At 64.8% G+C, this 22517-nt stretch carries 26 protein-coding genes; 1 reads left to right on the forward strand and 25 read right to left on the reverse strand.

Features of this window, described 5'->3' with window-relative positions; translation table 11 throughout:
- Positions 1-165: 165 nt before the first annotated feature.
- From glmM to DVO78_RS04755, 9 genes are all read right to left on the reverse strand, one after another.
- A complete protein-coding gene (gene glmM, locus DVO78_RS04715; protein ID WP_120003658.1) occupies positions 166-1518 on the reverse strand; it encodes a phosphoglucosamine mutase in 1353 nt (450 codons plus the stop codon).
- A gap of 99 nt (positions 1519-1617) precedes the next feature.
- On the reverse strand, positions 1618-2256 hold the full coding sequence (locus tag DVO78_RS04720; protein ID WP_120003659.1) for a LysE family transporter: 639 nt from the start codon (positions 2254-2256) through the stop codon (positions 1618-1620).
- Between the two features lie 92 nt (positions 2257-2348).
- Positions 2349-2846: a 30S ribosomal protein S9 gene (rpsI, locus tag DVO78_RS04725; RefSeq protein WP_120003660.1), complete on the reverse strand. Its 498-nt coding sequence runs from the start codon at positions 2844-2846 to the stop codon at positions 2349-2351.
- Between the two features lie 34 nt (positions 2847-2880).
- Positions 2881-3324 (reverse strand): 50S ribosomal protein L13, encoded by a 444-nt coding sequence (gene rplM, locus DVO78_RS04730; RefSeq protein ID WP_120003661.1) that lies wholly within the window; start codon positions 3322-3324, stop codon positions 2881-2883.
- A gap of 337 nt (positions 3325-3661) precedes the next feature.
- A complete protein-coding gene (locus tag DVO78_RS04735; RefSeq protein WP_120003662.1) occupies positions 3662-4534 on the reverse strand; it encodes a DNA-methyltransferase in 873 nt (290 codons plus the stop codon).
- 221 nt (positions 4535-4755) lie between these two features.
- Positions 4756-5913: a mannitol-1-phosphate 5-dehydrogenase gene (locus DVO78_RS04740; RefSeq protein WP_120003663.1), complete on the reverse strand. Its 1158-nt coding sequence runs from the start codon at positions 5911-5913 to the stop codon at positions 4756-4758.
- A gap of 87 nt (positions 5914-6000) precedes the next feature.
- Positions 6001-8037 (reverse strand): PTS mannitol transporter subunit IICBA, encoded by a 2037-nt coding sequence (locus DVO78_RS04745; RefSeq protein WP_120003664.1) that lies wholly within the window; start codon positions 8035-8037, stop codon positions 6001-6003.
- A 14-nt stretch (positions 8038-8051) separates the two neighbouring features.
- Positions 8052-9734, reverse strand: coding sequence for a phosphoenolpyruvate--protein phosphotransferase (gene ptsP, locus DVO78_RS04750; RefSeq protein ID WP_120003665.1), 1683 nt, complete (start codon positions 9732-9734; stop codon positions 8052-8054).
- Positions 9735-9738: 4 nt separating this feature from the next.
- Positions 9739-10008 carry an HPr family phosphocarrier protein gene (locus DVO78_RS04755; protein WP_120003707.1) on the reverse strand — a complete coding sequence of 90 codons (270 nt, stop codon included), beginning with the start codon at positions 10006-10008 and terminating at the stop codon, positions 9739-9741.
- A gap of 177 nt (positions 10009-10185) precedes the next feature.
- Here DVO78_RS04755 and DVO78_RS04760 point away from each other — a divergent pair, with 177 nt between their 5' ends.
- Complete coding sequence (locus DVO78_RS04760; RefSeq protein ID WP_120003666.1) at positions 10186-12090, forward strand: BglG family transcription antiterminator; 1905 nt, start codon at positions 10186-10188, stop codon at positions 12088-12090.
- 187 nt (positions 12091-12277) lie between these two features.
- Here the strand turns inward: DVO78_RS04760 and truA are convergent, their stop codons facing one another.
- The 16 genes from truA to rpsH form a co-directional block, all read right to left on the reverse strand.
- Entirely contained in the window at positions 12278-13108 is an 831-nt protein-coding gene (truA, locus tag DVO78_RS04765) for a tRNA pseudouridine(38-40) synthase TruA (RefSeq protein ID WP_120003667.1), read from the reverse strand.
- Between the two features lie 189 nt (positions 13109-13297).
- Positions 13298-13921, reverse strand: a complete 624-nt coding sequence (rplQ, locus tag DVO78_RS04770; RefSeq protein WP_120003668.1) for a 50S ribosomal protein L17 — start codon at positions 13919-13921, stop codon at positions 13298-13300.
- 65 nt (positions 13922-13986) lie between these two features.
- The gene (locus DVO78_RS04775; protein ID WP_120003669.1) at positions 13987-15006 is read right to left on the reverse strand and encodes a DNA-directed RNA polymerase subunit alpha; all 1020 of its coding nucleotides are present in this window, start codon (positions 15004-15006) and stop codon (positions 13987-13989) included.
- Between the two features lie 135 nt (positions 15007-15141).
- Positions 15142-15543: a 30S ribosomal protein S11 gene (rpsK, locus tag DVO78_RS04780; protein ID WP_120003670.1), complete on the reverse strand. Its 402-nt coding sequence runs from the start codon at positions 15541-15543 to the stop codon at positions 15142-15144.
- 12 nt (positions 15544-15555) lie between these two features.
- Positions 15556-15924, reverse strand: a complete 369-nt coding sequence (rpsM, locus tag DVO78_RS04785; RefSeq protein WP_120003671.1) for a 30S ribosomal protein S13 — start codon at positions 15922-15924, stop codon at positions 15556-15558.
- Between the two features lie 316 nt (positions 15925-16240).
- The gene (gene rpmJ, locus DVO78_RS04795) at positions 16241-16354 is read right to left on the reverse strand and encodes a 50S ribosomal protein L36 (protein ID WP_044493916.1); all 114 of its coding nucleotides are present in this window, start codon (positions 16352-16354) and stop codon (positions 16241-16243) included.
- A 20-nt stretch (positions 16355-16374) separates the two neighbouring features.
- A complete protein-coding gene (infA, locus tag DVO78_RS04800; protein ID WP_044493914.1) occupies positions 16375-16596 on the reverse strand; it encodes a translation initiation factor IF-1 in 222 nt (73 codons plus the stop codon).
- Between the two features lie 189 nt (positions 16597-16785).
- On the reverse strand, positions 16786-17628 hold the full coding sequence (map, locus tag DVO78_RS04805) for a type I methionyl aminopeptidase (protein ID WP_120003673.1): 843 nt from the start codon (positions 17626-17628) through the stop codon (positions 16786-16788).
- Positions 17629-18198, reverse strand: coding sequence for an adenylate kinase (locus tag DVO78_RS04810; RefSeq protein WP_120003674.1), 570 nt, complete (start codon positions 18196-18198; stop codon positions 17629-17631).
- Positions 18195-19502: a preprotein translocase subunit SecY gene (secY, locus tag DVO78_RS04815; RefSeq protein ID WP_120003675.1), complete on the reverse strand. Its 1308-nt coding sequence runs from the start codon at positions 19500-19502 to the stop codon at positions 18195-18197. Before secY ends, DVO78_RS04810 begins: the two co-directional genes overlap by 4 nt.
- 150 nt (positions 19503-19652) lie before the next feature.
- Entirely contained in the window at positions 19653-20147 is a 495-nt protein-coding gene (rplO, locus tag DVO78_RS04820) for a 50S ribosomal protein L15 (RefSeq protein WP_120003676.1), read from the reverse strand.
- Positions 20147-20377 carry a 50S ribosomal protein L30 gene (gene rpmD / locus DVO78_RS04825; RefSeq protein WP_120003677.1) on the reverse strand — a complete coding sequence of 77 codons (231 nt, stop codon included), beginning with the start codon at positions 20375-20377 and terminating at the stop codon, positions 20147-20149. The genes rplO and rpmD overlap by 1 nt, the downstream gene beginning before the upstream one ends.
- The gene (rpsE, locus tag DVO78_RS04830; RefSeq protein ID WP_120003678.1) at positions 20377-21120 is read right to left on the reverse strand and encodes a 30S ribosomal protein S5; all 744 of its coding nucleotides are present in this window, start codon (positions 21118-21120) and stop codon (positions 20377-20379) included. The genes rpmD and rpsE overlap by 1 nt, the downstream gene beginning before the upstream one ends.
- On the reverse strand, positions 21117-21488 hold the full coding sequence (rplR, locus tag DVO78_RS04835; protein ID WP_120003679.1) for a 50S ribosomal protein L18: 372 nt from the start codon (positions 21486-21488) through the stop codon (positions 21117-21119). Before rplR ends, rpsE begins: the two co-directional genes overlap by 4 nt.
- A gap of 3 nt (positions 21489-21491) precedes the next feature.
- Positions 21492-22028 (reverse strand): 50S ribosomal protein L6, encoded by a 537-nt coding sequence (gene rplF, locus DVO78_RS04840; protein ID WP_120003680.1) that lies wholly within the window; start codon positions 22026-22028, stop codon positions 21492-21494.
- Positions 22029-22048: 20 nt separating this feature from the next.
- The gene (gene rpsH / locus DVO78_RS04845) at positions 22049-22447 is read right to left on the reverse strand and encodes a 30S ribosomal protein S8 (RefSeq protein WP_120003681.1); all 399 of its coding nucleotides are present in this window, start codon (positions 22445-22447) and stop codon (positions 22049-22051) included.
- Positions 22448-22517 lie beyond the last annotated feature (70 nt).

A 22517-nucleotide genomic window follows, 5' to 3' on the forward strand; every position in this document is an offset into this window, starting at 1 on the left:
AGCTTCCCTGAGTTCTGAGCCGAAACGGCACCCACGGGCCGGTGCACTCCGAGGCAACGCCACGCAGACGGTCCATGAGGTTTACACGGGCCCCAGTACCGCGGGACAAATCTCCCCCGGCAGCACCACCGGCTCCACACCTCCGATTGAGGGTGGGGAGGAGCGTCACAGCGCAAGTTCAGCTTTGACGATTTCGGCCAGTGCTTCGGACTCGGTCTGCGCCAGGTCAGCGGTAGCAGCCTCGACCATTACCCGCACCACCGGCTCAGTGCCCGAGGGCCGCAGCAACACCCTGCCGTCCTCCCCCAGGCGCAGTTCGGCCGCCGCCACCGCTTCCTGAACCGCCTGATGGGTCTTGACCTTGGCCCGGTCCACCCCTTTGACGTTGATCAGCACCTGCGGAAGCCGGGTCATCGCCTCCTGGGCCAGCACATGCAAGGACCGGCCGGTGGCAGCGACCCGGGCGGCCAGCTGCAGACCGGTCAGCACGCCGTCGCCGGTGGTCGCATAGTCGGCGAAGATCAGATGTCCTGAGTGCTCCCCGCCCAGGGAGTAGCTCCCAGCACGCATCGCCTCCAGCACGTAACGGTCCCCGACGGCGGTCTCCACCAGCTGAATCCCGGCCGCTGCCATCCCCAGCTTCAGCCCCAGGTTGCTCATCACGGTAACCACCAGAGTGTCATCACGCAGCGAGCCGGCCTCCTTCAGCGCCAAGGCCAGCACACCCATAATCTGGTCGCCGTCGATCACCGCACCGGTGTGATCCACCGCCAGACACCGGTCAGCATCCCCATCATGGGCGATCCCCAGATCTGCTCCCTCTGCCACCACAGCGTCCTGCAGCTTCTCCACATGGGTGGAGCCGTACCCCTCATTGATGTTCAGACCGTCAGGGTCGGCCCCGATCACCACCACTTGGGCTCCTGCGGCGGCGAAGACCTCGGGGGAACAGCCGGAGGCAGCACCGTGGGCGCAGTCCAGCACGATCTTCAGGCCTTCCAGGCTCACCCCGCCCAGAGACTGCAGCAGATGGACCACATAGCGGTCCTCCGCATCGGAGAAACGCCTCACCCGGCCGACGTCCGCGCCGGTGGGCAGCAGCGGCGCCTGACCCATCTGCGCCAAGATCTCGTCCTCCACCGCGTCATTGAGCTTATGCCCGCCGGCACCGAGGAACTTGATCCCATTGTCGGCGGCCGGATTGTGCGACGCCGAGATCATCACACCGAAATCGGCCTCGAAGTCTGCCACCAAGAAGGCCGCGGCAGGAGTCGGCAGCACTCCGGCGTCATAGACATCGACGCCGGAGGAGGCCAGACCGGCCTCCACCGCAGCAGAGAGAAACTCCCCTGAGAGGCGCGGGTCCCGGGCCAGCACCGCCACCGGACGCTTCCCCTCAGCACTGCGACGGTGTCCCAGCACCACTGCGGCGGCCTGAGAGAGACGAAGGGCAAGGTCCGCAGTCAGCAGCCCATTGGCCACACCACGAACCCCATCGGTTCCAAACAATCTGGTCATATCGAACGTGAGTCTAATGCCCGTGGCATAAAATTTCCCCGCTCAGAGCCGGAGTAGTGCAATTCGGTATGGATCTGTGACGATGGGGCCGCCGCAGGCTTAGGCCTCGAAGACCGGGATTACCAACAGGACGGCCATGACGATCAGCGCTGCACCGGCACCGCCTTCGACCAGCCTCGTCCACCGCTGGCTCATGGCCCGCCGCAGTCCGGCGATGAACCCGGCACAGATGAAGCACCAGGCCAGTGAGGTCACCATGAAGGCGGCAAAGAAGATCAGCAGTGAGCCCAACGCGGCGTTCTCTCCCAATGCACCGCCGACGGCTCCACCTGCCCCGCCCCAGTAGACGACGTTCCAGACACTTGCCAGGGACATGAGCGCCCCGGCCACCAGCGGGCCACCCGCTGCGGTGCTGGTGGCACTGACTGTTTGCGCCGCGTCGTCCGCCACCGGGGGCTTCAGCGCCGCATAGACTCCCTGCCCACCGAGGAACAGCAGCACCAGGCAGCCTGCCAGAGTGATGGGGATGTGCAGCTGAGGCTGAGTCAGCAACGCCGCAGCACCTGCCAGTCCCAGGACCGCCCAGAAGGTGTCTCCGACCAGTGAGCCAATCTGTACGGCGAGGGCGGGCCGGAATCCGCCGCGCACACCGCGGCGCAGTGATTCGGTGAAGACCGGGCCGGGGGCGACGTTGAAGACCAGGCCGATCCAGAGCCCGGTGAGGATGATGTTCAGCATGTCAGCAGTGCACCGGAGCTATGATGCAGAATTGCCCCGCCTGGAGTACCGAGCGGGGCAACTTCTGTCTGAGCTCTGTATGAGCAGCGTGATTAACGCTTGGAGTACTGCGGGGCCTTGCGGGCCTTCTTGAGGCCGGCCTTCTTCCGCTCCACCGCACGGGCGTCACGGGTCAGGAATCCTGCCTTCTTCAGGGCCGGGCGGTTGTGGTCACGGTCGATGCCGTTGAGCGCACGGGAGATGCCCAGGCGCAGGGCTCCGGCCTGGCCGGAGGGGCCCCCGCCGTCAATGCGGGCAATGACGTCGTAGGCACCTGACAGGCCGAGCAGGGTGAAGGGGTCGTTGACCTCCTGCTGGTGCAGCTTATTGGGGAAGTAGTCCTCCAGGCTGCGGCCGTTGAGTGTCCAGGTGCCGGTGCCGGGCACAATGCGGACACGGGCACGGGCACGCTTGCGCCGGCCGATGGCCGCACCGGGGACGGTCAGTGGAGCGCGCTCGGCGGCAGGCTCCTCGGTGGTGGTCTGGGCAGATTCCGAGGTGTAGCTGGTCAGCTCCTCGGTTTCGGTGAGCTCTTCAGTGTTCTGAGCCACGGTTCTCCTAAAAGTCTCTAGAGTCGGGCCCGAATTACTGGGCGACCTGGGTGATCTCGAACGGCTTCGGCTGCTGGGCGGCGTGCGGGTGCTCGCTGCCTGCGTAGACGCGCAGCTTCTTCAGCTGTGCGGCGCCGAGCTTGTTGTGCGGAAGCATGCCCTTGACGGCCTGCTCCACTGCTCGGGTGGGGTAACGCTCGACCATCTGTTCAAAGGTGATCGACTTGATGCCGCCCGGGAAGCCGGAGTGGCGGTAGTAGGTCTTCTTGGCTGCTTTGTCGCCGGTGACGGCGGCCTTCTCAGCGTTGATGATGATGACGAAGTCGCCCATGTCCTGATGCGGGGCGAAGGTGGGCTTGTGCTTGCCGCGCAGCAGCTGGGCTGCGTGGGTCGCCAGACGGCCCAGGACCACATCGGTGGCATCAATGATGTGCCACTGCGGGTCGGCGTCGCCTTCTTTGGGGGTGTACGTACGCACGGTTGGTATGCCTTACGGTCGGTCTTCTACGGTTCATACTGCTGTTCGGCAGAGTGTGAGATTCACTGCCGGCCAGCGCATGATGCACTTGGTCTCAGATGCGGAAACCACCGGCTTCCGCGTCTTTCAGGTCGCAGCCGCCTTGGGCGACTGCTGTTTTCAGCGCGCTGCCCGATTCCCGGGTGAGGGCCGGGAAGGTTCGGGGCCCGTTGTCTCCCGCTGGATTCCGTGGAGGCTTCGGTGGCCATGCAACTGGACCGCCTCGACACGAATCCAGGCAGAACTGGACACGCACAACAGCGACTAACTATACCGGGTTGACGACGACGCCGCCAACTCACTCTGCGTGCCGGAGAAACTGCGGGGGCGCCGTCGTGCTGTCCAGCCGGCGGCGCATGACGTTCACGGCTTCCGCACTGGAGTCGATGAGCAGGTACTTCCGGTTCAGCTCCGCTGCTGCCGCCCCGAGTGTTCCGGAGCCGGCGAAGAAGTCCAGCACCCAGTCGTCGGGTCGGGAGGAGGCGGCCACCATGCGCTTGACGACTCCCACCGGCTTCTGGGTCGGATACCCGGTGCGCTCCCGCGCGTTGGGGGCCACAATGGTGTGCCACCAGACATCGGTGGGCAGTTTCCCCCGGGCCACCTTCTCCGGGGTCACCAGTCCCGGGGCCATATACGGCTCCCGGTCCACCTCGCCGTTGTTGAAGTAGTAGCTTTTGGGGTCCTTGACGTAGACCAGGATGTTGTCGTGCTTAGTGGGCCATTTCCGGTTGGAGCGGGCACCGTAGTCATAGGCCCAGATGATCTCGTTGAGGAAGCACTCCCGGCCGAAGAGCGCGTCCATCATCACCTTGGCGTAGTGGACCTCGCGGTAGTCCAGGTGGAGGTAGAGCGTGCCGGTAGGGCTCAGCAGCCGCCAGGCCTCCTCCAGCCGAGGTGCCAGGAAGTCCCAGTAGTCGGTGAAGGCATCGTCGTAGGCGGTCAGCACTCCCCTGATGGTCTGATACGTCAGTCCCTTGAACCCGACACGGTCTCCCGCAGCGTCGCGCACGGTACGCATCGGCTGAGCGCGCTGCTGCCGGCCGGTGTTGAAGGGCGGGTCGATGCAGATCAGCTGGAAAGAGCTCCCCGGCAACGCCTGGAGCACCGGCAGGTTGTCCCCGGCGATCACAGTGTTGGGCGCCTCCGGGCTCCAGAGCGGTTGGGTCACCGCTCTATGTTAGCGGCCCAGAGCCCCTGCCATCCGTGCTGCCAACCTTTTTGTCTCGCACCGCACCCTGTCACTCTGTGCTGCCAACCATTTGTTCTCGCTGCCAACGGGGATCACGTTGGCAGCAGGGAAAAAGGGTTGGCAGCGAGGTGAGGTCACGGCGGGAGAACGCAGGGGCAATGCCTCAGGCGGAAGGGGCAAAGCAGCAGATCCAGTCGCCCTCAGGACGAACCGGCGGCGACGACGCTTGCGACCTGACTGTGCAGCGGGTGCTCCGGTTCCAGCCCGGTCACCTCGGCGGTGAAATTCCCCGCACTCAGCGACCCTGCGCCGACCTCGGCCAGCTTCTTCTGCAGCTCGACTGACTGTTCGTCCTCCGGCAAGTCGAAGCGCAGGGCCGCGCCAACGGCGGCGAGCAGCCCTTCCACCTCCAGACCGCGCTCGGCAGCCTGGGCCGCCGGGCCGATGAACCGCTCGTGACGGGAGAGCTTGCGCAGGGGCTGCCGCCCGACCCTGGCGGTGGTGTCCGGCAGCAAAGGGTTGCGAAACCGTTCCAGGATGGTCTCGCGGTAGTCAGCCATCTCCAGGGCGCTGAACCCGTGCTTAGCGATCAGCAACGACGAGGTCTCCTCCAGAGCCGCCTCCACCCCCGCGTAAACCTCGGGGGCGGCCAGGGCCTCGGCGATGGTGCTGATCGATGCGGCGTGACCCAGGTAGGCGGCCGTGGCATGGCCGGTGTTGACGGTGAACAGCTTGCGCTCAATGTAGGGGCTGAGGTCCTTCACGAAGTGCGCACCAGGGATGTTGGGACGCTCTTCGCCGAAGGGCTCGGATTCGATGGCCCACTCGTAGAACGGCTCCACAGTGACGTCTACTCCGGCCGCCGGCGCCTGCCCCGGGACGATCCGGTCCACCGCAGTATTGGCGAAGACCGCCCTGGACCCAAGCTGGGCCCAGTCTCTGCCGACGAGCTGCTCCATCTCGGCGCGCAGGGTGTCCGTGGCGCCGACAGCGTTCTCGCAGGCCATCACCTGCAGCGGCGGCGAGCCTGCAGAGCGCTGCCGCAGACCCGCCACCACATGCGGGGCGATGAACTTCAGGATTGTCGGGCCCACCGCGGTGGTGACCACATCGGCGTCGGCGACCTCAGCGGCCACAGCCTCCGGGTCCGTGGCGCTGTTGACAGCCCGGAACCCAGTGACGGTCCGGTCTTCGCCGCCCTCGCCGACCTCATGGACGATATAAGACTCGGCGGCGTTGATCGCCTCGACCAAAGGCGCATCGACATCGGAGAACACGACCTCGTATCCGCCCTCGTGCAGCAGCACGCCGACGAATCCGCGGCCGATGTTCCCAGCGCCGAAATGCACTGCCTTCATGGGTCTCTCCTCCAACTTGTGTCTAGAAACTGCCGGAGCTCCACGAGTTGTGGGTTCAGCTCCGGCAGTTTCTTGACGCGATTCTGACTACTCGTTGACGTCGTTGAGCAGGTCGTAGAGCTCGGCCTCGGTGGCAGCGGCCTTCAGCTCGGCAACCTTCGACTCGTCAGCGAACAGCTCGGCAATCTTGGAAAGAATCTGCAGGTGCTCATCACCGACCCCGGCGATGCCGACCACGAAGGTGACCTGCTCTCCGGACCAGTCGACGCCGCCGTCGTAGCGGATCACCGACAGCGCGCTGGACCTGATCGCACCCTTGGACTCATTGGTCCCGTGCGGAATGGCCAGCTCATTGCCCATGAAGGTGGAGGTGGTCGCCTCGCGGTCCCGCATGGCCTGCAGATACTCCTCGGTCACCGCGCCGGCAGCCACCAGGATCTGGCTGGTCTCGGCCAGCGCCTGCTCCTGAGTGGCGGCCCCGGCGCGGATCTGCACCCGGTCGGCGGTGAGCACACTGGTCTGCACGGCAGTGGCCGTACCACCGCCCATCTCTGCAGAAGCAGCGGACGACGGCGCCTGTTCCGCCTGAGCGTCGGCATCTTCCTCTCCGCTGCTCTTGACCAGCTCCACCACGTCGTCGTACTCCGGGGCGTTCATGAAGTTGTCCACCGAGACGTGGATGGCGTGAGGCTCTTTGGGGCGGGCACGGTCGGTCAGTGTCTGCTGGGTGATGACCAGGTCAGCGTCGCCGGGAAGGGAGGCGATGGCCTTATTGGTGACATGCACATCGGTGATTCCGGCTCCGGAGAGCTTCTTGCGCAGTACCGAGGCACCCATGGCAGAAGATCCCATACCGGCGTCGCAGGCGAAGTAGATGGTGGAGATCTTCTGCGCAGCGGCGGCGGGAACGTTGGCAGCTCCGGCGGCCAGGCTGGACAGATGCGCCGAGGACTTGCCCTTAGCCGACTCGGTCCTCGCCACAGCCTGGGAGAACTGATCATCTGCCTCCAGGTCTCGCTTGCGGGAGGCGATGAGGATCAACGCGGCAATGGTGAAGGACACCGCAGCCGAGAGAAGCACCGAGATGATCACTCCGACCACCGAGTCGGTCGCCACCTGCAGCATCACCGCGATGATCGACCCTGGAGCAGCCGGGGCGCGCAGCCCGACGTCGAGCAGCATATTGGTGGTCACGCCGGTGGCACCACCGCCGATGACAGCGAGCAGCAGGGCGGGCTTCATCAGCACATAGGGGAAGTAGACCTCATGGATGCCGCCGAAGAACTGAATGATCAGTGCGCCCGGAGCGGTGGCCTTGGCGGCTCCAACGCCGAAGATGCTGAAAGCCAGCAGCAGGCCCATACCCGGACCCGGGTTGGCCTCCAGCAGGAACAGCACCGACTTTCCGGCCTCCCCGGAGGCCTCGGCGATGCCCAGCGGGGTGAGCACGCCGTGGTTGATGGCGTTGTTGAGGAAGAAGACCTTAGCCGGCTCGATCAGCAGCGAGGTCAGCGGCAGCAGGCCGTTGTCCACCAGGAACCGCACCGCATTGCCGAGCACCTCCATCAGCCAGTTGATCGGCGGGGCCAGGACAAAGAATCCGATCACGGCCATGATGAACGCCAGGATTCCGGCGGAGAACATATTGACCAGCATCTCGAAACCGGCCTTGACCTTGCCCTCCCAGAGGGCGTCGAGCCTCTTCATAATCCAGGCCGAGAGCGGGCCCATGATCATCGCACCGATGAACATATGAATCTCGCCCTCGTCTCCGAGGAGCCAGTCCGAGCCCACGATGGTGCCGAAGGTCGCCACTGCACCGACCACCGCGCCGCGCATCTGATAGACCATGAAACCGCCCTGGACGGCGATGAGTACCGGCAGCATGTAGTGGATCATCGGACCGATGGTCTCACCCAGGGCGTCGGCCGGGACCCAGGAACCGTAGAACTCGTTGATGTTGACCACTACGGCGGTGATGATGCCCCAGGCGATCAGGGCGGGGATGATCGGCATGATCATCCCGGAGAGGAAGGAGCCGAACTTCTGGACCCCGACCCGGATGCTTCCGGGCTTCTTCTCAGCCGCGGGAGCTGAGTCTTGAGACATCGTCGTCGTTGTCATAGTGGTGCTCTTTCTCATTCAGTGGAGTGGGATGCAGCAGCCGCGCGGGCAGCCTCGAGAGCCTCTGCGGCGGTAGAGGCAGTGAGAGCTGCCTCGGCAATGGCCTGGGCCTGCTCTTTGGTGTGGTGCAGCAGTTCAGCACGCACATCGGCCAGCGCTGCCGGCGCCATGGAAAGGGAGTTGACGCCGAGTCCGACCAGCACCACAGCCAGCAGCGGATCGGCGGCTGCTTCACCGCACACTCCCACTGGTTTGCCGGTCCTAGTGCCTGCGACGCCGACTTCACGGACCAGTTTGAGCACCGCGGGGTGCCAGGGGTCCTGAAGACCGGCAACTGACCCAAGTAGGCGGTCAGCGGCCATGGTGTACTGGGTGAGGTCATTGGTGCCGATGGAGGCGAAATCGGCGGTGGCCAGGATCTGCTCGGCCAACAGCGCCGAGGAGGGCACCTCGACCATCACCCCGGCGGTCTTCAAACCGTGCTGGTGGGCGAATTTGGCGAAAGTCTCGGTCTCCTCGACCGTGGAGACCATCGGCGCCATCACCCACAAGTCTGCTTCGGTGGCCCGATCTGCCTCGGCGAGCGCGGTGAGCTGGTCGCGCAGCACTTCCTCATTGGTCAGCAGCGCGCGCAACCCCCGCAGGCCCAGTGCGGGGTTCTCCTCCTCGGCGTCGTTGAGGAACGGCAGCGGCTTATCAGCCCCGGCGTCCAGCGCCCTGACCACCACCTTCTTGCCGGGGAATGCCTCCAGCAGCTGCTGGTAGGACTGGCGCTGCTCAGCCACACTCGGCGCGGAGTCGGAGGACAGGAAGAGAAACTCCGTGCGGAACAGGCCCACACCTTCGGCTCCGAGCTCTACGGCTTCAGCAGCGTGTTCGGGGTTGCCAAGATTCGCCAGCAGCGGGACCTCGGTGCCATCGGCCAGCGCCCCGTCGGTGATGGGGGCAGCCTGGGCAGCCTCGCGCTGGGCAATTCGTTCAGCAGCCCGGTCCTTCTGCTCTTGGGAGGGGTTGGTGACCACCTCCGAGCTGGCCGCATCGACGATCACCTCGTCTCCGTCGTTGAGCCCGGCGGCCTCCTTGGCACCGACCACAGCCGTGATGCCCTTGCCTCGGGCCAGGATTGCGGTGTGTGAGGTGGGACCGCCTTCGATGGTCACCAGAGCCAGCACCTTGTCCAGGTCCAGCAGAGCGGTATCGGCCGGGGCGAGGTCCTGGGCGACCAGCACGAACGGGTGCCCGGGGTCCGGCACGCCGGGGGCCGGTTCACCGCGCAGTGCGGCAATGACCCGGATCGCCACGTCATGGAGATCGGCCGCGCGCTCTCCGAGATAGCCGCCCAACGCCTGCAGGGTCTCGGCGACCTCACCGAAGGCAGCGTGAACGGCGTACTCACCGGTGGTTCCGGCGGAGACCTGGGCCGCCACCGCCTCGGAGACTGTGGGGTCCTGAGCCATCATCACCTGGGCCTCGAGGACTTCCTGGGCCTGCCCCCCGGCGGCCTGGCCGCGTGCAGTGAGGTCCGCGGCCACAGTCTGGATAGCCTCCTGGACCCGGGCAGTCTCCTCCTCCGGGGTCAGGGTGCTGGACTGCTCGGCCGGGACGGCTGGAGGCGGGGACATGCGTGCCACCGGGCCCACTGCCACCCCCTGACCGATGCCGGTGCCCTTCAGCACGGACTGGGACGCAACGGCCATGGGCTCAGGCCTCGTCGTGATCTGTGACGAGAAATTCCTCCAGCGTGTCCAGGGCAGACTCTGCGCCCTCTCCCTCGGCGGTAAGGGTGACCTCGTCGCCCTTGTCCACGCCCAGAGACATCACACCGAGGATCGAGGCCGCATTGACCGACTTCTCCCCCTTGGCGATGGTCACCTGAGCGCCGGTGCCCTGAGCGGCCTCGACGAACAGCTTGGCTGGACGAGCATGGAGCCCCTGGGAGGAGCCGACGCTGACGGTACGGGTTGCGGTCATGGTGTTGCCTTCCGGTTGGCGGGTGTCTTCTGTCAATTCTCCCGTGATCTGGCACACATGGATAGTGTCTGGGAGTCACAGTTCTTTCCGCCCCTGCGGAAATTGTCGACCCAGCCCGGCTCAGCACGGAAAATTCTGGGTATCTCGTGGACACGGCAGTGCCATAGGGTGAGTGACATGCGCAGGCGTCCCGAAAAACTGGCCAGCCTTCTGCTGCGCGCAGAGGGGTGGACGACCGCCTCATCATTAGCCGATTCATTGGGCGTGACACCTCGCAGCATCCGGTCCTACATTGCGCAGCTGAACGCTCGCAGCGCTCCAGCGACCGCGGTGGAGTCCAGCCCCTCCGGCTACCGTGCGGACCGCGGCGTACTGGCCGGACTGCGGCGCGAGGCCGACGCCACCTCCCCCCAGGACCGGCTGCATTCGCTGGTCCGTGAGCTGCTGCACGCGCCCTCCGGGCTCGATATTCACCGCACCGCAGAGCGACTGCACGTCTCTGAGGCCACTGTGGAGTCAGATCTGGTCCGGGTGCGCGATCTGATCGGCAGCTCAGGACTTCAGCTGCAGCGCTCCGGCCCCCGGGTAGTGCTACTCGGCGATGAGCTTGCCCAGCGCCGGCTGGTGTCCAAGCTCGCGCACGACGAAATGGACGGCGGTTTCTCCGATCTGGCGAATCTGCGAGGCACTGCCGGCCTGCAGTCGATCGACCCTGAGTCTTTCTCCCCGTTCAAGCAGGAGCTTGCCGCCACGCTTGGCGAACAGGGTTTTTATGTCAATGAGCTGGCGGTCGCCGATGTGATCCTGCATGTTGCCATAGCTGCTGACCGGGTATCCCAGGGCAGGGCCCTGTCCGGTACACACATCGACCCCTCAGCGCAGCAGCAGCAGATCGCCGATCTGCTCGACAACCTGGCCCTGCGGCACTTCGACACTCGAATGGGCGCCGGTGATCTGCACCATCTGGCCTCACTGGTGCTGACCCGGGCAGTGGCGCCGAAGGGCAGCACCAGCGAGGTCTCCCTGGACCCGATGATCGAATCCGTTGTCACCCGCGCTGTCGAGCACGCCGCTCATGAGTATCTGGTGGATATCGTTCACCCCGACTTCCTCAGGCGGCTGAGCCTGCATGTGCAGAACCTAGTGCACCGGGCCAAGGAGCAGGCCTGGTCACGGAACCCACTGACAAAGTCCCTGAAATCGGCCTACCCCATGGTCTTCCAGGTGGCAGTGTCGATTGCCAGCCAACTCAGCGATCACCTGAGGCTGGACCTCGGCGACGACGAGATCGCCTATATCGCCATGCACGTGGGCGGACGCCTTGAGCACAACCGCCGCAGTGATGCTGTGCTGACCGCAACCATCGTCTGTCCCGGCTACTACGAGCTTCATGAGCTGCTCCGCTCACGCATCGACCGGTCCCTGGGCTCCTCTGTGGAAGTCACCGCGGTGGAGACGGATATGACCCCGGACTGGGCAGAGATCACCACTGACCTTGTGCTGACCACTGTCGAACCGCCCACACCGGATGAACGAACCGTGATGCTGCCGCCGCTGCTGACCGATGCAGACACCGAACGGATCGCTGCAGTAGCAGCCCGACGGCGCCGGGCCCGCCGTTTAGCCCGGCTGCGAGTGGAACTGGGGCACTACTTCCACCCGGATGCCTTCATCCGCCCCTTGACGGTCCGCAGCGAGGAGGAGGCGATCCGCGCCCTGGGCGCTTCACTGGTCGATCTGGGCGTGATTGATCAGGACTACATCGAACGTGCCGTCGCCCGCGAGCAGATGTCCTCCACAGCATTCACCGAGGCACTGGCAGTGCCCCATGCGCTGAAGATGACCGCTGGGCGCACCGTGCTTTCGGTGGGCATCGCAGACGGTTCACTGCACTGGGGCGATTCCCGGGTGCAGTTCGTGGTGCTGGTGGCCTTCAGCGAGGAAGACCGGGAAGCATTTCAGACCATCTTCGAGCAGCTGGTGGAGGTCTTCAACGAAAGGGGCTCCGTTCAGCGCCTGCTGCGCCGGGGGACCGATTTCACCAGTTTTCTCGACGAGCTCACCGCCGTCATCGACGGCTGATTGAGCCGAGAGAGGACCGGCGCCTGCGCCGAGTCATCCGAGACCCGATTGAGCCGAGCGGAATGTTGCGCTTGCGCAAGCGTTCCCGAGGCGATTGAGGGTTGCCTGCTGCGCAGGCAGGCGATTGAAAGCCGTGAGCGTAAGCGACAGCTGATGGGACAGCATAGGCACCGCTCAGCGGGCTGGACTACCGCCGCGCCCGAGTCTGCTCGGCCCGCTCAGCCAGCTGATCCTCGGCCGGATACTCCACCCGTTCCAACACCAATCCCTGGGGCGGGGCCAGCCGGACACGTTCGTCCCAGGACGGTTCGCTCAGGCGGGAGAAGAGCCAACCGGGTTCGCGGCGTCGCTCCCCCACATCGATACAGGCTCCGATCAGAGCTCGGACCATGTGGTGGCAGAAGGCATCAGCGGTGATCTGCGCCGAGATCACCGCGTCGCTGCCGCGGGTGATGCTGAACTCAGTCAGTTCTCGGATGGTGGTGGCATTCTCCCGGGGCCGGCAGAAGCTGCCAAAGTCATGGAGACCCAGCACGCTGGTGGCTTCGGCATCCATCAGCTCTTCATCCAACGCCCGGCGGACCCAGGCGGTGTCAGTGCGTCGCAGCGGATCCCAGAGCTGGCGGCGGTCTGCGATCCGGTAGGTATAGGTGCGGGTCAGTGCGGAGAACCGTGCGTCGAAGTCCTGCGGCACGGTGGTGACCGCATGCACCACCACAGCGCCGTCCTCACGGCCCAGCACTCCGTTGAGCCGACGGAGCAGAGCTTCCTCTGGTTCAATATCCCGGCCGCGGGCTGCATACTCCCGCTCCTGCGGCTCCAGATGCAGGTGCACCACCTGGCCGCGGGCGTGAACCCCGGCATCGGTACGGCCGGCGACCACCACCGGGACGTCCCGCCGGATGATCGTGGCCAGTGCCTGGCGCAGCACGCCCTCAACAGTGCGCAGCCCAGGCTGATGCGCCCAACCCCTATAGGCATTGCCGTCATAGGCCAAGTCCAGTCGTATCCGCGGCATGGCCTCACTTTACTTCCTCCACCCCTGGCGTTGATTCCCCTCTGATCTCCAGTTGTCGTGGGCCTTTCGAAGAGTCGTAGGGCTATAGCGCCACGAAAACCCGAAAGGCCCACGACAAGTGGCCCCAGACGCAGGGCTGCCCCCAACCTGTTCGGTCGGGGGCAGTCCTGGCAGTGAAGAGGGTGAGGCTTACTTGTCCTGGTCGGACTCCTCAGCGGCAGCTTCGCCGGAGACCTCGTCAGTCGTCTCGGCTGCGGCCTCATCGGCAGAGTCCGCAGAATCAGCGGACTCCGGGGAGTCAGCAGAGGCGGGGGACTCCGGCGAATCCGCGGAGTCTGCTGAATCGACCGAGTCAGCAGACTCAGGGCTCTCAGCCTCAGCCGGTGCCGCTGCGGCGGCAGTGGCCTCAGCGTCGCGGACCACCTGCTGCTTCGGTGAGACAGGCTCCAGCACCAGCTCGATGACAGCCATCGGGGCGTTGTCCCCCTTGCGGTTGCCGATCTTGGTGATGCGGGTGTAGCCGCCGGCACGCTCAGCCATGGCCGGAGCGATCACGGTGAAGAGCTCGTGGACGATGGCCTGGTTGGTGGCGTTGGACGCACTGATCTTGGCCACCACCTGACGGCGTGCCGCCAGGTCACCCTTCTTGGCCAGAGTGATCAGCCGCTCAGCATAGGGGCGAAGCCGCTTGGCCTTGGTGACGGTGGTGGTGATCGAGCGGTGCTCGAACAGGCTGGCGGCCAGGTTCGCCATGATCTGCTTCTCGTGCGCCGGGCTGCCGCCCAGGCGCGGTCCCTTAGTGGGGGTTGGCATGGTCTCTTACTCCTTGTGGAATGCGCTCACCGTGTCAGCGAGCACGAATATCTGGTAGCTGCGGCTCAGTTGGAAAACTGAGGGTCGGCCTCGTCGTCGTACTCGCCCTCTTCAGCGGCGAACCGGGCGGCCGTCGGGTCGAAGCCCTCCGGGGAGTCCTTCAGCTGGAGGTTGTACTCGACCAGCTTCTCCTTGACCTCGTCGATGGACTTGGCGCCGAAGTTCCGGATGTCCATCAGGTCGGCCTCGGAGCGGGCGGTGAGCTCGCCGATGGTGTGGATGCCCTCGCGCTTGAGGCAGTTGTAGGAGCGCACGGTGAGCTCCAGGTCCTCAATCGGCAGAGCCATATCGGCGGCCAGGGCGGCGTCGGTCGGGGATGGCCCGATCTCGATGCCCTCGGCGGCGATGTTGAGCTCCTTGGCCAGGCCGAAGAGCTCCACTAGGGTGGAGCCGGCCGAGGCCAGGGCGTCGCGCGGGGCCAGGGAAGGCTTGGCCTCCACATCGATGGTCAGCTTGTCGAAGTCGGTGCGCTGCTCCACACGGGTGGCCTCGACCTTGTAGCTGACCTTGGCCACCGGGGAGTAGATGGAGTCCACCGGGATACGGCCGATCTCGGAGTCCTCCAGCTTGTTCAAAGCCGCCGAGACGTAGCCGCGGCCGCGCTCAATGGTGAGCTCCAGGTCCAGCTTGCCGTCATCGTTAAGGGTCAGCAGCTGCTGCTCCGGATTGTGGAACTCCACACCGGCCGGCGGGGTGATGTCGGCGGCGGTGACCGGGCCGGGGCCCTCCTTGCGGAGGTAGGCGACCACGGGCTCGTCGTGCTCGGAGGAGACGGAGAGCTTCTTGATGTTGAGCACCAGCTCGGTGACGTCCTCCTTGGCACCGGTAAGGGTGCTGAACTCGTGGAGGACGCCGTCGATCCGAATGCTGGTCACGGCCGCGCCGGGGATCGAGGACAGCAGGGTCCGGCGCAGTGAGTTGCCCAGGGTGTATCCGAAGCCGGGCTCGAGCGGCTCGATGGTGAAGCGGGAGCGGTTTTCGTCGACGACTTCTTCAGTCAGCGTGGGGCGCTGTGCAATGAGCACTGGTGATTCCTTTCAGAGTGCATCCGCTATATGACGCATTCTTTTTCAGTGGTCTTCCGACCGACGACGCCGCCACCTGAGGTTGGCAGCGATAGTCGCCGATCGGCTGTGAAGGGCTTGGTTAAGGAAGCCGCGTCAGACGCGACGGCGCTTGGGCGGGCGGCAACCGTTGTGGGCCGAAGGTGTGACGTCGGAGATGGAGCCGACCTCCAGCCCTGCGGCCTGCAGCGAACGGATGGCGGTCTCGCGTCCGGAGCCGGGGCCCTTGACGAAGACGTCAACCTTCTTCATCCCGTGCTCCTGGGCGCGCTTGGCGGCCTGCTCAGCAGCCTGTTGCGCGGCGTAGGGGGTGGACTTGCGGGAGCCCTTGTGCCCGACTTCGCCCGAGGAGGCCCAGGAGACGACCGCGCCGGTGGTGTCGGTGATGGAGACGATGGTGTTGTTGAAGGTCGACTTGATGTGGGCGTGACCGTGGGTGATGTTCTTCGATGCGCGGCGGCGTGGCTTGCGCGCCGCAGTACGAGTCTTGGGGGGCATTGGAACTCCTGACTACTTCTTCTTGCCTGCGACGGTCCGCTTCGGACCCTTGCGGGAGCGGGCGTTGGTTTTGGTGCGCTGACCCCGGACGGGCAGGCCGCGGCGGTGGCGCAGGCCCTGGTAGGAGCCGATCTCGACCTTGCGGCGGATGTCAGCGGAGACTTCACGGCGAAGGTCGCCCTCGACCGTGAAGCTGCCTTCGATGTAGTCGCGCAGAGCAACCAGCTGTTCGTCAGTCAGGTCCTTCACGCGGGTGTTGGGGTCCACACCAGTGGCCTCAAGGACCTGCTCGGCGCGGGTGCGGCCCACGCCGTAGATGTAGGTAAGTGCGATCACCGTGCGCTTTTCGCGCGGGATGTCGACACCAGCCAGACGTGCCATGCGGCAGTCCTCCTTGTGTTCTTCCGAAGGTCTTCAGCAGCGCGACCCCAACGGGAGCCCGTCTCTCCAGGTGAGAGCGCGGGTCCTGGCGCCGGAGGGGGCGCCGTCGTCAGGTCTCCGGCCTTCGGGAACCGGAGGTGTGCTCGCCAGCTCATCCGCGAGCTGCACTGCTATCTCTGTATTGAGCTGTATCTTGCCGGACAGTTCTCCGTCCTGCCGGGTGAGCATCTGATGATGCCCGGCCCTTCATGCCGGAGGTGCGGGGAAGTCCCCACACATACTGTCCGTTCAGGCTGGTCGGCGCGGTGGCGCCGCTTCAGCCCTGCCGCTGCTTGTGGCGCGGGTTCTTGCAGATCACTCGGACCACACCACCACGGCGGATGGTCTTGCAGTCTGAGCAGATCGGCTTGACGCTCGGCTGAACCTTCATTGCGGTTCTCCTACTCTTGCTTATTTGTAGCGGTAGACGATGCGGCCGCGGTTGAGGTCATAGGGACTCATCTCCACTACCACCCGGTCCTCGGGCAGGATGCGGATGTAGTGCTGGCGCATCTTGCCCGAGATGGTGGCCAGGACAACGTGGTCGTTCTCCAGCTTGACCCGGAACATTGCATTGGGCAGAGCTTCAACTACTGAGCCCTCAACCTCGATGACGCCTTCTTTTTTCCCCATACTCTCCACACACCGATCGCGATCCCCTTCACTGACCGGCGCATACGGCATAGAATGACGACGACGCCGGAGGATTCAGGGGATCTGGGTTTTTGCTTCAGAGCCTCGCGGGCGCACAGGACCGCAGAGACAACCAACAGATAACTCTACCGGAGTCAAGCCCGCCGCGCCAATCGCCGGGAATGGTCCTCAGTTGGGGATCGGGACCGGGGTGACGCCCAGGGGCTCCAGCTCGGATGCGCCGCCGTCGTCTGCGGTGAGGACCCACATGCCGTTGCGGTGCCGGGCCACCGAGTGCTCCCACTGGCTGGAGCGGGCACCGTCGGTGCTGACCACGGTCCAGTCGTCGTCGAGAACCTTGGTGTCGATGCTGCCGCGCACCAGCATGGGTTCGATGGCCAGGGCCATACCAGGCTTGACCTTGGCGCCCTTCATGCCGGTGGCATAGTTGAACACATCCGGTGCCATATGCATGGCTGAGCCGATGCCGTGGCCCACGTACTCCTCCAGGATGCCCAGAGGCTTGCCCGGCTGGGAGGTCACATAGTCCTCAATCGCCTCGCCGATCTCGCCGACGTGCTTGGCGGTGGCGAAGGCCGCGATTCCGCGCCAGAGCGCAGCCTGAGTGATCTCCGAGAGCCGCTCGTCCTCCGGGTCGGCCGTGCCCTCCGCGCTGGAGCCGAGGATCACCGTGCGGGCTGAATCGGAATGCCATCCGGCCACAATGCAGCCGCCGTCGATCTTGAGGACGTCACCAGACTCCAGCACCCGGTCACCGGGGATGCCGTGGACGATCTCCTCATTGACCGAAGCGCAGATATAGCCGGGAAACCCATGGTAGTTCAGGAAGTTCGGCTTCGCCCCGCGGGCGGTGATGTACTCGGCGAACACCTCATTGAGCTCGCCGGTGGTCACTCCAGGGGCGGCCGCAGCGACGGTGGCGTCCAGGGCACCGGAGAGGACTGCGCCTGCGGCGTCCATCTGCCGCAGCTGCTCCTCAGACTTCAGCTCGATCCGGGTGCGGGACAGCACTTAGCCCTTCAGCGCTTCCAGGATCCGGGCGTTGACGTCCTCCACGGCGCCGAGGCCGTCGACCTGCTTGACCAGTCCGCGAGTGGTGAACTCGTCAATCATCGGGCGGGTCTCCTTCTCGAAGAGCTCCAGGCGGCGGCGGATGACGTTCTCGTCGGCGTCGTCCTCACGGCCCTCGATCTCGGCGCGCTTCTTGATGCGCTGGGTCAACTCCTCGGTGTCAGCGGTGAGCTCCAGCACCACGTCCAGATCCACATCAAGACGTGCCAGCATCTCATCGAGAGTCGCTGCCTGGGTACGGTTGCGGGGGTAGCCGTCCAGCAGGAAGCCCTCGGCGGCATCGTCCCAGCCCAGCCGGTCCTCCACCAGCCGGTTGGTCAGTGAGTCAGGGACCAGATCCCCGGCGTCGACGTACTTCTTGGCTTCCTTGCCCAGCTCGGTCTCGCCCTTGATATTGGCGCGGAAGATGTCACCGGTGGAGATGGCGACGATGCCCAGCTTCTCTGAGATCAGCTTGGCCTGGGTTCCCTTGCCTGAACCCTGCGGTCCAACAATCAGCATTCGCGTCATCGCAGCAGCCCTTCATAGTTGTGTTGTTCCATCTGAGCGCTGATCTGTTTCACCGTGGTGAGACCAACACCGACCATAATCAGGATAGAGGTACCGCCGAACGGGAAGTTCTGATCCGCCCCGATGAGCACGAAGGCGATCAGCGGAATCAGCGCCACAAAGCCCAGGTAGAGCGAGCCCGGGAAGGTGATGCGGCTGATCACATAGGCCAGATACCCCTCGGTGGGCCTGCCCGCGCGGATGCCGGGGATGAATCCGCCGTATTTCCGCATGTTCTCCGCGACCTCGTTGGGGTTGAACGTGATCGAGACGTAGAAGTAGGTGAACCCGACGGTCATCAGGAAGAAGGTCGCCATGTAGACCGGATGCGCGCCGTCGAAGTACTGACTCAGGAAGACGAAGATCTGCGAGGGCTCCTCGCCGGGGGCCGGCTGGTTGAACTGCATGGCCACCGAAGGGAGCATCAGCACTGAGGAGGAGAAGATCACCGGGATCACACCGGCCATGTTGACCTTGATCGGAATGTAGGTGCTGGTGCCTCCCACGGTGCGCCGGCCGATCTGCTTCTTCGCGTACTGCACCGGGACCCTGCGTTGGGACTGCTCGACGAAAACGATAGCGGCGATCAGACACAGGCCGATGACCACCACGGCGGTGAAGACTCGCCAGTCCTGCTCGACCCAGATCTGGCGCATGGAGCCGGGGAAGCCTGCTGCGATGGCCACGAAGATCAGGATGGACATGCCGTTGCCGACGCCGCGCTCGGTGATCTGCTCACCCAGCCACATGATCATGGCCACACCGGTGGTCATCACCAGGATCATCAGCAGAATGACAGCCAGGGAGTCGTCGGGGATGATCTCACCCGGTTCGCAGCCCAGCAGGGCACCGGAGCGCGCCATGGTGACCAGCACCGTGGCGTTCAGCGTGGCCAGGGCGAGGGTGAGATACCGGGTGTATTGGGTGAGCTTGGCCTGACCCTGAGCGCCTTCGCGCTGGAGCGCTTCGAAGCGGGGGATCACCACCCGCAGCAGCTGGACGATGATCGCCGCGGTGATGTAGGGCATGATGCCGAGGGCGAAGACCGATACCTGGAGCATCGCCCCGCCGGAGAACATGTTCACAAAGGCGTAGAGTCCGCCTTCGGTATTGCCCAGCTGAAGGCACCGCTGCACACCGTTGTAGTCCACACCGGGTGCAGGGACAAAGGCCCCGATCCGGTAGATCGTGATGATCCCTAGTGTGAACAGGATCTTCATGCGCAGATCAGGCGATGCGAAAACCCTGGCAATTGCGCTGAACAAGCGTCCTCCTCTTTGGCGCGGCGTGTCAAATGTGCCGACCACACAATCAGTCATCCTAACCCGGCACGGCGGCAGGGCAAGAATCGTGGTGAAAGTGCTCAGCCCCCGCTCGTTGGGGCGGGGGCTGAGTCACATATCAGATGCTGAAGCTCACTCCGCGGCCGGAGCGCTCTTCAGGGGCAGCTTCTCCACGGAGCCGCCAGCGGTATTGATCTTCTCCTCAGCGGTGGACGAGAAGGCGTGAGCCTTCACAGTGACCGCCACAGAGATGTCACCGGAGCCGAGAATCTTCACCGGCTTGCCCTTGCGGGCAACACCCTTGGAGATCAGGTCCTCAGCAGTGACCTCGCCGCCCTCGGGGTAGAGCTCTCCCAGCTTGGTCAGGTTGACCGGGGAGTACTCCACACGGAAGGGGCTCTTGAAGCCGCGCAGCTTCGGAAGGCGCATATGCAGCGGAAGCTGACCACCCTCGAAGCCTGGGCGCACCTGGTAGCGAGCCTTGGTTCCCTTAGTGCCTCGGCCAGCAGTCTTACCCTTGGACCCTTCACCACGGCCCACGCGCTGGCGGGCCTTCTTGGAGCCGGGGGCAGGCTTCAGGTCATGCAGCTTCAGGACTTGCGACTCGGCAGGAGTGTTCTCTGCCATCACTTGGCCTCCTCAACGTTGACAAGATGCTTCACGGTGTTGAGCATCCCCACGGTCACGGCGTCGGCATCGCGAACCACAGTGTGGCCGATGCGCTTCAAGCCCAGAGAACGCACGGTCTCCCGGTGCTTGGGCTTGGCGCCGATAGTGGACTTGGTCTGGGTGATCTCCAGCTTGGCGTCGGAAACCTTCAGATCCTTTGCAGTGCTGTACTGGACGCTGGTTGCCATCATGCACCTGCCTTCTGTGTACGGGCTTCGCGGTCTGCGGCCATAGTCCGCAGCATTGGAGCCGGTGCCACCTCGTCGAGGGCCTTGCCGCGGCGGGCGGCGACGGCTTCGGGCTCCTCGAGCTGCTTGAGGGCGTCGATGGTGCCGTGCACGATGTTGATCGCGTTCACCGAGCCCATGGACTTGGTCAGCACGTCGTGGATGCCTGCGCACTCCAGCACCGCACGCACCGGTCCACCGGCGATCACACCGGTACCGGGAGAAGCCGGGCGCAGCAGTACGACGCCGGCGGCGTCCTCGCCCTTGACCAGGTGCGGGATGGTGGAGCCCACGCGCGGGACGCGGAAGAAGTTCTTCTTGGCCTCTTCCACACCCTTGGCGATGGCTGCCGGAACCTCTTTGGCCTTGCCGTAGCCCACACCCACAGTGCCGTCGCCGTCGCCGACGACCACCAGGGCGGTGAAGCTGAAACGGCGGCCGCCTTTGACGACCTTGGAGACGCGGTTGATGGTGACCACGCGCTCGAGGAATTTATCTTTGTCCTCATCGCGTCCGCCCCGGCCACGGCCTTCACCGCGGCCACGTCCCCGGCCCCGGCCTTCGCCACGACCGCCACGATCTCCGCGGGAGTCGTTCTTCTGCCCACCGGCGGGCTGGTTCTGCTCAGCAGTCTCAGCAGCGGCGGTGTTCTGGTTGGCCTCAGTCACAGATGAGTCCTTCTCATTGGTTGCGTTCTCACTCACAGCTGCAGACCGCCTTCCCGTGCTCCATCGGCAACAGCAGCCACACGTCCGTGGTACTTGTTGCCGCCACGGTCGAAGACGACTGCTTCGATGCCGGCAGCTTTGGCGCGCTCAGCGATCAGCTCGCCGATCTTCTTCGCCTTGGCAGTCTTGTCGCCGTCGAAGCTGCGCAGGTCAGCTTCCATGGTGTTGGCGGAGACCACGGTCTTGCCCTCGATGTCGTTGACGATCTGGGCGACCATGTGCCGGGCGGAGCGGTTGATCACCAGGCGCGGACGCTCAGCGGAGCCGTGGACCTTTTTGCGCAGGCGCAGGTGGCGCCGGCCGCGGGCAGCGGACTTGGACTTGCCCTTGATACCGATAGCCATGGTTTACTTACCTGCCTTTCCGGCCTTGCGGCGAATCTGCTCGCCTTCGTAGCGCACGCCTTTGCCTTTGTAGGGGTCAGGCTTGCGCAGTTTGCGGATGTTGGCAGCGACCTCGCCGACCTGCTGCTTGTCGATTCCGGAGACTGCCAGCTTGTTGGCACCCTCCACAGTGAAGGTGATGCCCTCAGGAGCGCTGACCGGGACCGGGTGGGAGTAGCCGAGGGCGAACTCGAGGTCGCTGCCCTTGGCCTGGACCCGGTAGCCGGTGCCGACGATCTCCAGCTTCTTGGTGAAGCCGTCGGTGACGCCGATGATCATGTTGTTGATCAGGCTGCGGGTCAGGCCGTGCAGCGAGCGTGCCTCACGTTCGTCGTTGGGGCGGCTGACCGTGATGGTCCCGTCCTCGATCTCGACGGTGATGCCCTCAGCCAGGGTGCGGCTCAGCTCGCCCTTGGAGCCTTTGATGCGGATCTCTCGGCCATCGAGGGTGACCTCGACGCCGGAGGGGACGGTGATCGGAAGACGACCGATGCGTGACATAGTGCTTCGACTCCTTCCGGTTACCAGACGTAGGCGAGGACTTCCCCACCCACACCCTTCTTGCCTGCCTGCCGGTCGGTGAGCAGACCGGAGGACGTGGACAGGATGGCGATGCCCAGTCCGCCCAGCACGTGCGGGAGGTTGGTGGACTTCGCGTAGACCCGCAGGCCAGGCTTTGAGATGCGCTTGAGGCCGGCGATCGAACGTTCGCGGTTCGGCCCGAACTTCAGGTCGATGACCAGGGTCTTGCCGACCTCGGCCTCGTCCTCGCGCCAGTCGGTGATGTAGCCCTCTGCCTTGAGGATGTCGGCGATACGGACCTTCAGCTTGGAGCTGGGCATCGAGACCTGGTCGTGGTATGCCGAGTTGGCGTTGCGCAGACGAGTCAGCATGTCTGCGACTGGGTCAGTCATTGTCATAAGGGGCTTCTGCCCTTCCTCGCGGTGGTTTCCATGCTCCGGATATCCCCTCGCCGGTTGGCCTAGGGGC

The organism is Nesterenkonia muleiensis (assembly GCF_003600155.1).
GTDB lineage: Bacteria > Actinomycetota > Actinomycetes > Actinomycetales > Micrococcaceae > Nesterenkonia > Nesterenkonia muleiensis.

Coding starts and splice junctions, on each gene's coding strand:
- rpmD (WP_120003677.1), bottom strand. CDS start 20,377: ATGGCAACCAGCGTCCAGTACAGCACTGCAAAGGATCTGAAGGTTTCC.
- DVO78_RS04740 (WP_120003663.1), bottom strand. CDS start 5,913: ATGAAGGCAGTGCATTTCGGCGCTGGGAACATCGGCCGCGGATTCGTC.
- DVO78_RS04745 (WP_120003664.1), bottom strand. CDS start 8,037: ATGACAACGACGACGATGTCTCAAGACTCAGCTCCCGCGGCTGAGAAG.
- ptsP (WP_120003665.1), bottom strand. CDS start 9,734: ATGGCCGTTGCGTCCCAGTCCGTGCTGAAGGGCACCGGCATCGGTCAG.
- DVO78_RS04720 (WP_120003659.1), bottom strand. CDS start 2,256: ATGCTGAACATCATCCTCACCGGGCTCTGGATCGGCCTGGTCTTCAAC.
- rpsH (WP_120003681.1), bottom strand. CDS start 22,447: ATGACAATGACTGACCCAGTCGCAGACATGCTGACTCGTCTGCGCAAC.
- rplO (WP_120003676.1), bottom strand. CDS start 20,147: ATGGCAGAGAACACTCCTGCCGAGTCGCAAGTCCTGAAGCTGCATGAC.
- rpmJ (WP_044493916.1), bottom strand. CDS start 16,354: ATGAAGGTTCAGCCGAGCGTCAAGCCGATCTGCTCAGACTGCAAGACC.
- truA (WP_120003667.1), bottom strand. CDS start 13,108: ATGCCGCGGATACGACTGGACTTGGCCTATGACGGCAATGCCTATAGG.
- infA (WP_044493914.1), bottom strand. CDS start 16,596: ATGGGGAAAAAAGAAGGCGTCATCGAGGTTGAGGGCTCAGTAGTTGAA.
- rplF (WP_120003680.1), bottom strand. CDS start 22,028: ATGTCACGCATCGGTCGTCTTCCGATCACCGTCCCCTCCGGCGTCGAG.
- rpsM (WP_120003671.1), bottom strand. CDS start 15,924: ATGGCACGTCTGGCTGGTGTCGACATCCCGCGCGAAAAGCGCACGGTG.
- rplR (WP_120003679.1), bottom strand. CDS start 21,488: ATGGCTATCGGTATCAAGGGCAAGTCCAAGTCCGCTGCCCGCGGCCGG.
- rplQ (WP_120003668.1), bottom strand. CDS start 13,921: ATGCCAACCCCCACTAAGGGACCGCGCCTGGGCGGCAGCCCGGCGCAC.
- DVO78_RS04760 (WP_120003666.1), top strand. CDS start 10,186: ATGCGCAGGCGTCCCGAAAAACTGGCCAGCCTTCTGCTGCGCGCAGAG.
- DVO78_RS04810 (WP_120003674.1), bottom strand. CDS start 18,198: ATGACGCGAATGCTGATTGTTGGACCGCAGGGTTCAGGCAAGGGAACC.
- DVO78_RS04755 (WP_120003707.1), bottom strand. CDS start 10,008: ATGACCGCAACCCGTACCGTCAGCGTCGGCTCCTCCCAGGGGCTCCAT.
- glmM (WP_120003658.1), bottom strand. CDS start 1,518: ATGACCAGATTGTTTGGAACCGATGGGGTTCGTGGTGTGGCCAATGGG.
- rpsK (WP_120003670.1), bottom strand. CDS start 15,543: ATGCCCCCCAAGACTCGTACTGCGGCGCGCAAGCCACGCCGCCGCGCA.